Raw genomic sequence first — 13320 nt, forward strand, 5'->3', positions numbered from 1 at the left:
ACACCGGGGTAATCCGTGAAAAAGCTCTCCGCACGACGACGCCATCCGCTGGCGGCGGTCGTCGTCCTACTCCTCGCGCTGGCGTGCACGGGGGGGCTGTACGCCGTGTTCGCTCCCGCGGACAAGGCGCAGGCCGAGGAATCCGCCCAGTCCCTCACCATCGAGGAGGGCAAGAAGCTCTACACCGTCGGCTGCGCCAGCTGCCACGGAACCGGCGGTCAGGGCACCTCCGACGGTCCGAGCCTCGTGGGCGTCGGCGCCGCCTCCGTCGACTTCCAGGTCTCGACGGGCCGTATGCCGGCCGCCACCTCCCAGGGCGCCCAGGTCCCGAGCAAGAAGAACATCTACTCGCAGGCCGAGATCGACCAGCTCGCGGCGTTCATCGCCTCGCTGGGCGCCGGTCCGTCCGTCCCGACCGAGGAGCAGTACGGCCCCGAGGGCGCGGACATCGCCAAGGGCGGTGAGCTCTTCCGCAACAACTGCGCCCAGTGCCACAACTTCACCGGCAAGGGCGGCGCGCTGACGCACGGCAAGTACGCGCCGACGCTCGAGGACGTCGACCCGAAGCACATCTACGAGGCCATGCAGACCGGCCCGCAGAACATGCCGTCGTTCCCCGACACCACGCTGTCGGAGCAGAACAAGAAGGACATCATCGCGTACCTGCACGCGGTCAACAGCGACGAGACGGTCAATCCGGGTGGTCTGGAGCTGGGCGGCCTCGGGCCGGTCACCGAGGGCCTGTTCGCCTGGATCTTCGGCCTCGGGGCCATGATCGCCGTCGCCGTCTGGGTCGCCGCTCGGACCGCAAAGGCCAAGAAGTCATGAGTAGCCAAGACATTCCAGAAGAGAACCTGCCCGCTGAGCAGGACGCCACCGTCGCGGTGGCGGACGAGAAGCACCCCTTCGCCGACCCCGGTCTGCCGCCCCACGAGCACCGGATCCAGGACATCGACGAGCGGGCCGCCAAGCGGTCCGAGCGCACGGTCGCCCTGCTGTTCACGGCGTCGATGCTGGCCACCGTCGGCTTCATCGCCTCGTTCGTCACGATCCCGCACGACAAGTCGATCTTCGTCTTCCCGATCGGGCACCTCAACGCGCTGAACTTCGCGCTGGGCCTGACCCTCGGCGGGGCGCTGTTCTGCATCGGCGCGGGCGCGGTCCACTGGGCCCGCACCCTGATGTCCGACGTGGAGGTCGCGGACGAGCGGCACCCGATCGAGGCGTCGCCCGAGGTCAAGGCCAAGGTCATGGCCGACTTCAAGCAGGGCGCCAAGGAGTCCGCGCTCGGTCGCCGCAAGCTGATCCGCAACACGATGTTCGGCGCGCTGGCCCTGTTCCCGCTCTCCGGTGTCGTCCTGCTGCGTGACCTCGGCCCGCTGCCCGGCACCAAGCTGCGCCACACCCTGTGGTCCAAGGGCAAGCTGCTCGTCAACATGAACACCAACGAGCCGCTGCGTCCCTCGGACGTCGCGGTCGGCTCCCTCACCTTCGCCAAGCCGGAGGGCCTGGAGGAGCACGACCACGAGTTCCAGACCGAGATCGCCAAGGCCGCTCTGATGATCGTCCGGCTCCAGCCCGCCGACATCAAGGACAAGCGCGAGCTCGAGTGGTCGCACGAGGGCATCGTCGCGTACTCGAAGATCTGCACCCACGTCGGTTGCCCGATCTCCCTGTACGAGCAGCAGACGCACCACGCGCTCTGCCCCTGCCACCAGTCCACCTTCGACCTCGCCGACGGTGCCCGAGTGATCTTCGGTCCCGCCGGTCACGCCCTGCCGCAGCTGCGTATCGGCGTGAACGACGAGGGCTACCTCGAGGCGCTCGGCGACTTCGAAGAGCCTGTCGGTCCTGCATTCTGGGAGCGCGGATGAGCACTACAGAGACCACCGAGTCCCGCTCTCGCGGGAAGGCACCGGCCGGCGAGCGCGTCGCCGACTGGGCCGACGGCCGGCTGGGGATCTACTCCCTGGCCAAGGCCAACATGCGCAAGATCTTCCCCGACCACTGGTCGTTCATGCTGGGAGAGGTCGCGCTCTACAGCTTCCTCATCATCATCCTCACGGGTGTGTATCTGACGCTGTTCTTCCACCCGTCGATGAACGAGGTGGAGTACCACGGCAGCTACGTCCCGCTCCAGGGACAGCTGATGAGCGAGGCGTTCAGCTCGACCCTGCACATCTCCTTCGACGTGCGCGGTGGTCTGCTCATTCGGCAGATCCACCACTGGGCGGCGCTGATCTTCCTCGCGGCCATGTTCGTGCACATGATGCGCGTGTTCTTCACCGGCGCGTTCCGCAAGCCGCGTGAGGTCAACTGGCTGTTCGGCTTCCTGCTGTTCGTCCTGGGCATGTTCACCGGCTTCACCGGCTACTCGCTCCCGGACGACCTGCTTTCCGGCACCGGTGTCCGCTTCATGGAGGGCGCGGTCCTGTCCGTGCCGATCGTCGGCACGTACCTCTCGTTCTTCCTCTTCGGCGGCGAGTTCCCGGGCACCGACTTCGTGGCCCGCTTCTACTCGATCCACATCCTGCTGCTGCCGGGCATCATGCTCGGCCTCGTGGTGGCGCACCTGATCCTGGTCTTCTACCACAAGCACACGCAGTTCGCGGGCCCCGGAAAGACCAACAAGAACGTCGTCGGCATGCCGCTGCTGCCGGTCTACATGGCCAAGGCCGGAGGCTTCTTCTTCCTGGTCTTCGGTGTCATCGCCGCTCTCTCGGCGATCGCCCAGATCAACCCGATCTGGGCGATGGGCCCCTATCGCCCGGACATGGTGTCCACCGGCGCCCAGCCCGACTGGTACATGGGCTTCTCCGAGGGCCTGATCCGCTTCATGCCGGGCTGGGAGGTCAACTTCTGGGGCCACACCCTCGTCCTGGGTGTGTTCATCCCGCTGATGATCTTCCCGCTGGTCCTGGTGGCGATCGCGGTGTACCCGTTCATCGAGGCCTGGATCACCGGCGACAAGCGCGAGCACCACATCCTGGACCGCCCGCGCAACGCCCCGACCCGCACCGCCTTCGGTGTCGCCTGGATGTCGCTGTACCTGCTGCTGCTCGTCGGTGGTGGCAACGACCTGTGGGCCACGCACTTCCACCTGTCGATCAACGCGGTCACCTGGTTCGTCCGGATCGGCTTCTTCGTCCTGCCGGTCCTCGCGTTCATCATCACCAAGCGGATCTGCCTCGGCCTTCAGCGCCGGGACAAGGACAAGGTGCTGCACGGCCGCGAGTCGGGCATCATCAAGCGCCTGCCGCACGGTGAGTTCATCGAGATCCACGAGCCGCTCAGCCAGGACGCGCTGCACACCCTCACCGCGCACGAGCAGTACAAGCCGCTCGAGATCGGCCCGACGGTCGACGAGAACGGCGTCGAGCGCAAGGTGAAGGGCTCCGAGAAGCTGCGCGCCAAGCTCAGCAAGGCGTACTTCGACGAGGACGGCCAGATCCCGAAGCCGACCGTCGAGGAGTACAAGGAGATCACCAGCGGCCACGGCCACCACTGATCACTGCGCCAGCCACGCCACGGTTGAAGGGCCCCGTCCGATTGCGGACGGGGCCCTTCGCCGTGCGTGGAGTGTCTCTCGGACGAGTCCGAACAGAGGGTCGCTTCGACGGGACAGGCGATTCGCCCGCCGGGCGGGTGGAGCGTGGGCCGGGCGAGCTGAGATGAGCACCCGTCCGGTGTTCGGACTGGGCCTCTCTCCGTGCCCCGGGGCTGGATAGGGTGGACCCGTTGAGACTCGCGTCCCGTAGTGCGGGACACCACAACTGACCCAGGAGCGGCTTATGAGCGCTGTGACCCCCGCTGGAGGCGACACCGCGGCGGGCCGTTCCTGGCCCGAGGTGTTGAGCGCCCTGCTCGGCGGACAGGACCTGAGCGCCGGCGACACGGCATGGGCGATGGACCGCTTCATGAGCGGTGAGGCCTCGGACGCCCAGATCGCGGGCTTCATGGTGGCCCTGAGGGCCAAGGGCGAGACGGTCGAGGAGATCAACGGTCTCGTCGAGGCGATGTACGCCCACGCCCAGCCGCTGGACATCCCCGGCCCCGCCGTCGACATCGTCGGCACGGGCGGGGACCGGGCCAAGACGGTCAACATCTCGACGATGTCCGCCATCGTGATCGCGGGCGCCGGCGCGAAGGTCGTCAAGCACGGCAACCGGGCGTCGTCCTCGGCGAGCGGCTCGTCCGACGTGCTGGAGAAGCTCGGCATCAACCTGGAGCTGTCGCCGGAGGGCGTGGCGCGGGTGGTGGACGAGGCCGGGATCACCTTCTGCTTCGCCGCCAAGTTCCACCCCTCGATGCGGTTCGTCGGTGGCGTACGGCGGGACCTGGGCATCCCGACCTCGTTCAACCTCCTCGGCCCGCTGACCAACCCGGCCCGCGTCACCGCCTCGGCCGTGGGCTGCTTCGACACCCGGATGGCGGGGCTCATCGCCGGCGTACTGGCCGAGCGGGGGTCGTCCGCGCTGGTGTTCCGCGGCGACGACGGCCTCGACGAGCTGACGACGACGGCCACCTCGCGGGTGTGGGTGGTCCGCGACGGCAAGGTGACCGACGAGGCCTTCGACCCGCGCGACGTCGGCCTCGACCTGGTGCCCGTGGAGGCGCTGCGCGGCGCCGACGCGTCGTACAACGCGGAGGTCGCCCGGCGCCTGCTGGACGGCGAGACGGGGCCGGTGCGGGACGCCGTACTGCTCAACTCGGCGGCGGCGCTGGTGGCATTGGAGCAGACGGACGCTCCGCTCACCGAGCAGATCCGGCTCGGCATGGCGAGGGCGGCGGAGTCGATCGACTCGGGTGCGGCGAAACGGACGCTGGAGCGTTGGGTGGCTGCCAGCAACGCCTGAGCCGGCAGCATGTGACGCAGGGCGCAGTCCAGGATCCGGACTGCGCCCTTGCGCATCGAAGATCGTATGGCAGGATGTTGGACCAGGTCATGAGTGACAGTCATGAGGCCCCGGCCGACTGTCCGGCAACCCTCCGTCCGTGGCGGGGTGCCCCGGGTGAAGACCAGGTCGTAGGCAGCGAGGTCTACGGCAAGCGCGGACCCCTCGCAAACCAGGGGTCCTGGTCGTCGAGGGAGCCTTCTGTGAGCAAGCGAATGCGATAGGGCGTAGAGCCCCGCCTCCGCGTACCCCTTTCACCTTTCCCCGTGCTTGAGCCGTATCTGCTCGCGCGGTGATTCCCCTTGCTCTCACAGGAGTTCACCCATGTCTGTCTCCACCGCTGTCTGCGCCCCGCTGCCCGTTCTCGGCCGTGATGTCACCGTCCCCCTCGTCACCGGCGGCGAAGTCACCTACGCCGCGCTCGACTACGCCGCCAGCGCCCCTGCCCTGCAGCGCGTCTGGGACGACGTCGCCGCCTACGCGCCGTACTACGGCAGCGTCCACCGCGGTGCCGGGTACCTCTCCCAGCTGTCGACCGACCTCTTCGAGAACGCCCGCAGGACCGTTGCCGAGTTCCTCGACTGCCGCGCCGACGACCAGCTCGTGTTCACCCGGTCCACGACCGACTCGCTCAACCTGCTCGCCGCCGCCCTCCCCGCCGACTGCCAGGTCTTCGTCTTCGAGACCGAGCACCACGCCTCCCTGCTGCCCTGGAAGAACGCCCGGGTCACCTACCTCGACGCACCGCGCACCCCGCAGCAGGCCGTACGGACTCTCGAGCGCGCCCTCGCCGACCGCACTGTGTCGATTGAAGGGGGCTACGGCCCGGCCCTGGTCTGCGTCACCGGCGCCTCGAACGTCACCGGCGAGCTGTGGCCGGTCCGTGAGCTGGCCGCCGCCGCCCACGCACACGGCGCCCGGATCGTCCTCGACGCCGCCCAGCTGGCCCCGCACCACCCGGTGAGCGTCCAGGACCTCGACGTCGACTGGGTCGCCTTCTCCGGCCACAAGCTGTACGCCCCCTTCGGCTCCGGCGTCCTGGCCGGCCGCGCCGACTGGCTGCGCGAGGCCGAGCCGTACCTCGCGGGCGGCGGCGCCAGCCGCAAGGTCACCCGGCGCGAGGACGGGGGAGTGGACGTCGAGTGGCACGAGAGCGCCGCCCGCCACGAGGCCGGCTCCCCGAACGTCATCGGCGCCTACTCCATCGCCTCCGCCTGCAAGGCCCTCACCGAGGCCGGCTTCGACGACCTGGTCGCGCGCGAGCAGTACCTGATCGAGAAGGTGAGGGCGGGTCTCGCCGAGGTCCCCGAGGTGCGGGTCCTCTCCCTCTTCGGCGACGACGCCCCGCGCGTCGGCGTCATCTCCTTCGTCGTCGACGGCTGGAACAGCTCCCACTTCGCCGCCGCCCTCTCCGCCGAGTACGGCATCGGGGTGCGCGACGGCCTGTTCTGCGCCCACCCGCTGGTCCGGACGCTGCTGGGCAGCGACCCGCAGGCACAGGGCGAGTGCGGCGCTCCGGAGGCCGCCCCGGGCGAGAAGTCCCTCAACGCGATCCGGGTGAGCTTCGGGGCCGGCACGCCGGACGAGCACGTCGAGCGGTTCGTCGAGGCCGTGAAGGAGCTCGTCACGGACGGGGCGAAGTGGAACTACCGCACGGAGGACGGCCGTTGCGTCCCGGACACCTCTGCGTGAGCCGGTAGCCGGGCGCCCAGCAGGATCATCCGCAGGGCGCGTTCGGTGGCGTCCGTGAGGAGCTCGGAGGCGCGCACAAGGGCCTCCGTCAGGGCCATCGGCGCCGGCAGGATGCCGCTGAAGGCGTCCACGCCGGGCACGTTGTGCGCGCCCTCGCCGAGGGTGCCCGCCAGCGCGAGCACCGGGCGGCCGGACAGCTTGGCGCGGCGGGCCACCTCGGCCGGGACCTTCCCGCGGGGCGTCTGGTGGTCCATGGCGCCCTCGGCGGTGACGACCAGGTCGGCGCGGGCGAGGCGGGCGTCCAGGTCGAGGTGGGCCAGCAGTACCTCGAAGCGGGGGAGCAGTCGGGCGCCCAGTGCGGCGAGGCCCGCGCCCAGGCCGCCGGAGGCGCCGGTGCCGTCGCCGTACCGCAGGTCGGTGCGGGTGATGGCGAGGTCGCGGGTGAGGACCTTCGCCCAGTTCTCCAGGCCCGCCGACAGCTCCTCGACCTGTGCGGGCGTCGCCCCCTTCTGCGGGCCGAAGACGCGGGCCACGCCGCGCACTCCGCACAGCACGTTGTACGGGTTGCAGGCGACGAGCAGCTCCACCTCACGCAGGCGCGGATCCAGGCCCCGGGCGTCGACCCGGCTGAGGCGTGTCAACTCCCGGCCGCCCCGGGGAAGTTCACGCCCGTCGGCGTCCAGCAGTCGCATCCCGAGCGCCTGGAGCGCGCCGGCGCCCCCGTCGGAGGTGCCCGAGTCGCCGCAGCCGACGAGGATGCGCCGTACGCCGGTGTCGAGCGCGGCGCGGATCAGTTCGCCGACGCCGTAGGTCGTCGTGGCGCCGGGGTCGCGCAGGGCGCGCGGGACCAGGGAGAGGCCCGCGACCGCGGCCATCTCCACGACTGCCGTGTCGCGGTCGCGGGAGCCGAGCAGGGCGAAGTGCGTCCCGACCGGTTCGCCGACCGGGCCCGTGGCCGGCAGTGCGACGAGCCGTCCGCCGGTCGCGGCGGCCAGCGCGGCGGCCGTGCCCTCGCCGCCGTCCACCAGCGGGATCCGGTCGATCACGACGTCCGGCAGGACCCGGCGGACGCCGTCCGCGATGGCGTCGGCGGCGGCCTGGGCGGACAGGGACTCCTTGAAGCCGCTGGGGGCTACGACGACTCGGGTCAGCATCAGATCTCCTGGCGCAGCACGGGTACGCCGAGCAGCGGCCACACCGCGACGGCGAAGAGCAGGACGAGGGCGGCGGTCAGCGGGGCCAGGACGGCGGACAGGCGCAGCAGGTCGCGCGGGGTGTAGGTGGGCGTCCCGGGGAGGTCGGAGAAGAGCGTGACCGGCTTCGCGGACGCCGGGAGCGTGTGGCAGAAACCGGCCGCGGCGGTGGACGCGAGCGCGGCGGCCACCGGATTCACGCCCGCGCCCACGGCCGCCGCGACGACCAGCGGGACGAGGACCGACGAGCGGGCCGAGCGGGACTGGAGGACCAGGTGCGCCGCCGTACTGATCGCGATCACCACGGCCAGGAACACCAGCGGGCTGACGCCCGTGGGAAGCCCGTCGACCAGCCATTTCGCGGCCCCGGAGTCGGCGAGCGCGACGCCCATCGCCATCGTCGCGGCCATGAACAGCAGCAGCGACCAGGGTACCGTCTTCAGCGCGTCCTTCAGGTGCACGGTGCCGAGCGCCGGCGAGGCCGCCACCACCGCGCCGATCAGCGCCACGACCGCGGGCGGCACCCGGTGCAGCGGCTCGCTGCACCACAGCAGCACGACCGTGCCGAGCAGCAGCGCGCAGCGCTTCTCCGCCTGCGACCACGGGCCGGTGACCGGGTGGTCGCTGTGCTCCTGGATCTGCTCGGGGGTGATGCGCACGGCGCCCTTGCGATCCGCGCGCCGAGTGGTCGTCAGGAGTACCGCCTCGGCGGCCAGGTGGGACGACGTCACCGCCAGGGGCAGGCCGAGCAGCAGCCATTCGGTGAAGCCGATCCGGTCACCGGTGGCCGACCACAGCACCGACACGGTGATCAGATGGGCGCCCGCCCCGATCAGGGTCGCCACCGCCGACAGCAGGATCACGGTCGGGAACAGCAGGGCCAGCATCACGACCAGTCGCCTGCGGTCGGCAAGAGCCTTGGCCAGGGCCAGGAACACCGGCAGCGCGAGGGCGGCCCGGCCCGACGTGGCCGGCACCGCGAACGCCGTGACGACCAGGGCGGCCGTGGTGAGGTGCACGAGCTGCCGTACCGTGCGCGCCCCGCCGACCAGGAACGCCGCCGCCCGGCCCGCGAGCCCCGTCCGGGTCACCGCGGCCGCCAGCACGAAGGCGCAGATCAGCAGCCACACCGTCGAGTCGCCGAGGGTGCCGAACAGGGTGTCGCTGCTGATCACCCCGGTCACCGTCAGCGCGAGGCCCGCGCCCAGCGCGATGTACGTGTCGTCGACCGGCGTGGCGATCCAGGCGCAGGTCGCCAGGGCGAACACGGCGAGGGTGAGGCGGGCGTCGGCGCCGAGTCCGGGGAAGTTGCCGGGCACCGCGAGCAGTGCGCACAGGGAGAGCGGCACACACAGGGCGGCGCTCAGTCGGAGGTTCAGGGTCACGTCATCGAGGGTTCACCCGGGCGGTGAGCCGTCGATGAGCCGTACATGAAAGAGGCTTCACGCGCCGAGCAGGCGGGGTGACTTCACGCGGACAGGCGGTACCCCACCCCGCGCACCGTCTCGACCCGTTCGGCCCCCAGCTTCTTGCGCAGCGCCCGCACATACACGTCCACGATGTTCGACCCGGGATCGAAGTCGTAGCCCCACACGTGCGACAGGATCTGTTCGCGGGACAGTACCTGCCCCGGATGCCTCAGGAACAGCTCCAGCAGCACGAACTCACGGGCCGTCAGGTCCACCGTCCGCTCCCCGGCCCGTGCCCGCCGCGTGCGCAGGTCCAGGGTCAGCGAGCCGGACCGCAGGACCGTCACCTCGGGCGCCCTGGCCGCCGTACGCAGGCGCAGCCGTACCCGGGCGAGCAGCTCCTCGAAGCGGAACGGCTTGGTCATCCAGTCGTCGGCGCCGCCCTCCAGACCGGCCACTGTGTCCCGTACGGAGTCCCGGGCGGTCAGCACGATCACCGGAACCGTCACCCGGGCCTCGCGCAGTTCGCGCAGCACCGTGAAGCCGTCCCGGCCGGGCAGGCCGATGTCCAGGACGACCAGGTCGAAACCGCCGGTCAGGGCGTACTCGTAGGCCGCCTCGCCGTCGCCGACGACGGTGGTGGTGAAGCCGTTGGCGCGCAGGCCCTTCTCGACGAAGGAGGCGATCCGTTCCTCGTCCTCGACGATCAGAATGCGGTTCACGTGCGTACCTCTTCGTTCACGGGCGGGCCCCTTCCAGGGTCAGTACGAAGGTGGCGCCGCCGCCCTGTGTGGCGTGCAGGCGGATCCGGCCGCCGTGGGCCTCCGCGATCGCCCGGACGATCGACAGGCCGAGCCCGGCCCCCGAGCCCTGGGCGCCGCGCCGGGCGGTGCCGCGCCGGAAGCGTTCGAAGATGACCTCGGCGTCCTGCGGCTGGACACCGGGTCCGGAGTCGGCGACGTACAGTTCGACGCCCTGGCCGTCGACGCGGGAGCCGATCCGGACGGTCTGCCCCGGCGCGGTGTGCTGCACGGCGTTCTGGGCGAGCTGGACCATCGCCTGCGTGATCCGCTGCGGGTCCAGCTCGGTCTCGGCATCGGCCACTTCGGCGAGCTGCCAGTCCCGCTCGCCCAGGGTGCGGGCCTTGACGTAGACGTCGGCGGTGAGCTCGGCGAGCTGGACCGGCTCCGGGGTGACGAAGTCGGGTCGCTCGGCCTTGGCGAGCAGCAGCAGGTCCTCGACGATGCGGCTCATCCGGTCCAGCTCGTCGGTGACCAGCCGGATCGTCTCCTCGCGCTCCACCGGGTCGTCGCCCATGAGCTCCAGATGCCCGCGCACGATGGTGATCGGCGTGCGCAGCTCGTGGCCCGCGTCGTCCACGAACTCGCGCTGGGCGGCGAAGGCGCGCTCCAGCCGGTCGAGCATCGCGTTGAACGTCTCCGCGAGCGCGGCGATGTCGTCGCGCCCGTGCACCGGGATACGGCGGGTGAGGTCCTGCTCGGTGAGCTGTGCGGCAGCCGTGCGCACCAGCCGTACGGGTTGGAGGATCCGCCCGGCGACCGCCCAGCCGATGCCGGTCGTCATCAGCAGGGCGACCCCGGAGATGGCGAGCAGGATACGGAACTCCTCGTTCACCGCGGCCTGTTCGCGCCCCGGGTGGAAGGCGACGACGAACGCGGCCTCCGCCTCGCCGCCGGCCCGGGCGACCGTGACCTTGGCCCAGCGGATCTCGCCGGACGCCCGGTGCAGCGTGCCGGTGGAGTCGGGGGAGCCGAGGATGCGGCGGCGGGCGTCGGCGTCCTCGTGCAGGGGCACGGCGACGGGGATGTCGCGCGGCTGGATGATCTGCGCCGGGGTCTGTCCCGCCCGGCCCACCAGGCCGATCAGCTCCTCGTCCGGGTCGGCGTACTGCCGTACCAGGAACTCGCGCAGCAGCCGGGAGGGGTCGGTGAACGGGCGGCCGGTCTCGGGGTCGACGCCCCGTTCCTCGAAGTTGGCGAACTCGCCCGCCTCCTGCGCGAGCAGCCCGTTCACCCGGTGGTCGACGTCCCGCAGCAGGATCGATCGCGTGGTCATCGCCACCGACACGAGCCCTACGGCCATGACGAGCAGCAGCCAGAGCAGGATGCGGACCCGCGCGGAGATCCGCCGGCGCACCGGATCAGCCGTCGTCCCCGAGCTCGCCACGGTCGTCGTCCGAGGTCTCCCGGTCGGGGGCGTCGTCATCGTCGTCACTCGCGGGGCTGTCGGTCACCGGGGGCCGGGAGACGACCTCGTCGCTCGGCGTCGGTGTGGGCCGGGTGGGCGTCGGGGTGGGGGAGCCGCGGTCCAGCTCCACCTTGGCCGGGACCTTGGGGGCCTCCGGGTTGTCGGTGAGGGCGAAGCTGGTCGCGGCGATGCCGAGCGGAATCGCCACTACGGCCGCCAGGGCCGCGATCCGGTGCGAGAAGACCATGCGGCCGATCCTGCCCCCGTCACCCGGCGGTGAGCATGAGCCCAGGATGAAGAACTCTTCATCTTGCGCCGCGGGTGTCAGCGGGAGTCGGCCGGGATCAGCTGTCCAGGCCGATGGCGAACGCGGCCTCGATGTCGTGCTGCGAGTACGTCCGGAACGCCACGTGCGTGTCCGTCGCCTCCACGCCGGGGATCTTGCTGATCCGGCCCGGGATGACCTCGGCGAGATCCTCGTGCTGCTTCACCCGGACCATGGCGATCAGGTCGTACGTACCGGTGACGGAGAAGACCTCGGTCACGCTCTCCAGCGAAGCGATCCGCTCCGCGATCTCGGGAATCCGGTCCACGCTGGTCTTGATGAGGACGATCGCGGTGATCACGGCTGGTTCTCTCCCTCGGAGGCCATTGCTGGGGCTCTCACCCTACTCGTGGTCCAGCCGGCCTGGTTTTTCTGCCGGGGGTCCGGCCCGCGGCGGAGCCGCTGTGGGATGCTGCGGCCCCCGGGAAGACACAGCAGTCGCAGGCCTGAACCTGGCCCACGCGTAGCCGAAGCCCAGCCCGAAACCCACCAGGTGCGCCAGGTAGGCCACGCCCGGCCCCTGCTCCGCCCGGCCCGCCGCCACCCACTGCAGGGTCACCCAGAAGGGCAGGACGACCCAGGCCGGGAAGCGCAGCGGCAGGAAGAGCAGGAACGGCAGCAGGCTTGTCACCCGCGCGCCGGGGAAGGCGAACAGGAACGCGCCGAGGACGGCCGAGATCGCCCCGGACGCGCCGACCAGGGACTGGGTGGAGTCGTCGTTGGCGGCCGCGTAGCCCAGCAGGGCGAGGTAGCCGCAGCCGAGGTAGAAGAGCGTGAACTGGACGCGGCCCATCCGTTCCTCGGTCATCACCCCGAAGACGTAGAGGAAGAGCATGTTGCCGAGCAGATGCACCCAGCTGCCGTGCACGAAGAGGGCCGTGGCGGGAGTGAGGGCGGCGCGGGGCGAGCCCTCGAACAGCTCGGCGGGCACCACGCCCCAGCGGTGGAAGTAGGCCCGCTGCGCGGCGAGCAGCTCGTCGCCGGAGCCGTACGCCGGATTCAGCCCCGCCGCCGGGCCCGTCAGGAAGAGCAGACAGCACAGGGCGATCAGCCCGTACGTCATCGGCGCCGACGACCGGAAGACCGAACGGCCCACCCTGCCGAACCGAGCCCCGAAACGCGCCACGCTCCAGTCCCTGATCATGGACACAGAGCATGACGTAAGGGGACGCACGCGCACAGACCGCCTCGCCGCCGTGGACGGCCGAGCGGTGAGTACCCGCCAGGCCGTAGGGTTACGAGCCACACGCACCGGGGAGCTCGGGGCGTATCACCGACACTAGAAGGAAAGCGAACAGTCACGATGACGGTTCCCCTGCCGACCGCCACGACGCGGTGGCGCTGCACCCTCTGCGGCAACCTCACGCGTTTCGACGTGACGCGCTCGTCCAAGGTCGTGGAGTACGTCCACCTCGATCTGGCCGGTGAGCCGAAGGTCGAGGAGCGCGAGGTGCTCAGTGAGACCATCGAGTCGGTGCGCTGCCGCTGGTGCAACGCCGTGGACAAGGTGGAACTCGTGGACAGGCCGGGCGCCGGCTCCTGAGGATGGGGGTCCCCCCGCTCGAGTAAATTCGAGAGTGGGGGAGGGCCCCGCACAG

13 protein-coding genes and 1 riboswitch are annotated in these 13320 nt (G+C 70.7%); of the genes, 6 read left to right on the top strand and 7 right to left on the bottom strand.

Annotated elements, in window-relative coordinates; translation table 11 throughout:
• The first annotated feature begins 15 nt into the window (after positions 1–15).
• The 5 genes from qcrC to ADL12_RS15755 all read left to right on the top strand — a co-directional run bounded on the left by qcrC (position 16) and on the right by ADL12_RS15755 (position 6587).
• Complete coding sequence (gene qcrC, locus ADL12_RS15735) at positions 16–828, top strand: cytochrome bc1 complex diheme cytochrome c subunit (protein ID WP_062702801.1); 813 nt, start codon at positions 16–18, stop codon at positions 826–828.
• Complete coding sequence (gene qcrA / locus ADL12_RS15740) at positions 825–1874, top strand: cytochrome bc1 complex Rieske iron-sulfur subunit (RefSeq protein ID WP_062702803.1); 1050 nt, start codon at positions 825–827, stop codon at positions 1872–1874. Before qcrC ends, qcrA begins: the two co-directional genes overlap by 4 nt.
• Positions 1871–3508, top strand: coding sequence for a cytochrome bc1 complex cytochrome b subunit (gene qcrB, locus ADL12_RS15745; protein WP_062702804.1), 1638 nt, complete (start codon positions 1871–1873; stop codon positions 3506–3508). The genes qcrA and qcrB overlap by 4 nt, the downstream gene beginning before the upstream one ends.
• 283 nt (positions 3509–3791) lie before the next feature.
• A complete protein-coding gene (trpD, locus tag ADL12_RS15750; protein WP_062702806.1) occupies positions 3792–4856 on the top strand; it encodes an anthranilate phosphoribosyltransferase in 1065 nt (354 codons plus the stop codon).
• Positions 4857–4941: 85 nt separating this feature from the next.
• Positions 4942–5058: riboswitch (SAM riboswitch) on the top strand.
• 161 nt (positions 5059–5219) lie between these two features.
• Positions 5220–6587 carry an aminotransferase class V-fold PLP-dependent enzyme gene (locus tag ADL12_RS15755; protein ID WP_062702808.1) on the top strand — a complete coding sequence of 456 codons (1368 nt, stop codon included), beginning with the start codon at positions 5220–5222 and terminating at the stop codon, positions 6585–6587.
• Here ADL12_RS15755 and ADL12_RS15760 read toward each other — a convergent pair.
• The 7 genes from ADL12_RS15760 to ADL12_RS15790 all read right to left on the bottom strand — a co-directional run bounded on the left by ADL12_RS15760 (position 6542) and on the right by ADL12_RS15790 (position 12866).
• Positions 6542–7741 carry a glycerate kinase gene (locus ADL12_RS15760; RefSeq protein ID WP_062702809.1) on the bottom strand — a complete coding sequence of 400 codons (1200 nt, stop codon included), beginning with the start codon at positions 7739–7741 and terminating at the stop codon, positions 6542–6544. The genes ADL12_RS15755 and ADL12_RS15760 overlap by 46 nt on opposite strands.
• A complete protein-coding gene (locus tag ADL12_RS15765) occupies positions 7741–9165 on the bottom strand; it encodes an SLC13 family permease (RefSeq protein ID WP_062702810.1) in 1425 nt (474 codons plus the stop codon). The genes ADL12_RS15760 and ADL12_RS15765 overlap by 1 nt, the downstream gene beginning before the upstream one ends.
• 83 nt (positions 9166–9248) lie before the next feature.
• Positions 9249–9911 carry a response regulator transcription factor gene (locus ADL12_RS15770; RefSeq protein WP_062702811.1) on the bottom strand — a complete coding sequence of 221 codons (663 nt, stop codon included), beginning with the start codon at positions 9909–9911 and terminating at the stop codon, positions 9249–9251.
• Between the two features lie 16 nt (positions 9912–9927).
• Entirely contained in the window at positions 9928–11415 is a 1488-nt protein-coding gene (locus ADL12_RS15775; protein WP_079052066.1) for a sensor histidine kinase, read from the bottom strand.
• Positions 11351–11644 carry a hypothetical protein gene (locus tag ADL12_RS15780; protein WP_062702812.1) on the bottom strand — a complete coding sequence of 98 codons (294 nt, stop codon included), beginning with the start codon at positions 11642–11644 and terminating at the stop codon, positions 11351–11353. The genes ADL12_RS15775 and ADL12_RS15780 overlap by 65 nt, the downstream gene beginning before the upstream one ends.
• Positions 11645–11741: 97 nt before the next feature.
• Complete coding sequence (locus ADL12_RS15785) at positions 11742–12023, bottom strand: Lrp/AsnC family transcriptional regulator (protein ID WP_031483291.1); 282 nt, start codon at positions 12021–12023, stop codon at positions 11742–11744.
• 42 nt (positions 12024–12065) lie between these two features.
• Complete coding sequence (locus ADL12_RS15790) at positions 12066–12866, bottom strand: rhomboid family intramembrane serine protease (RefSeq protein ID WP_244187908.1); 801 nt, start codon at positions 12864–12866, stop codon at positions 12066–12068.
• 159 nt (positions 12867–13025) lie between these two features.
• On the opposite strand from ADL12_RS15790, the gene ADL12_RS15795 reads away from it, so the two are divergent.
• Complete coding sequence (locus ADL12_RS15795) at positions 13026–13265, top strand: hypothetical protein (RefSeq protein WP_062702813.1); 240 nt, start codon at positions 13026–13028, stop codon at positions 13263–13265.
• Positions 13266–13320: the final 55 nt, after the last annotated feature.

The sequence above is a fragment of the Streptomyces regalis genome (assembly GCF_001509475.1).
Lineage (GTDB): Bacteria > Actinomycetota > Actinomycetes > Streptomycetales > Streptomycetaceae > Streptomyces > Streptomyces regalis.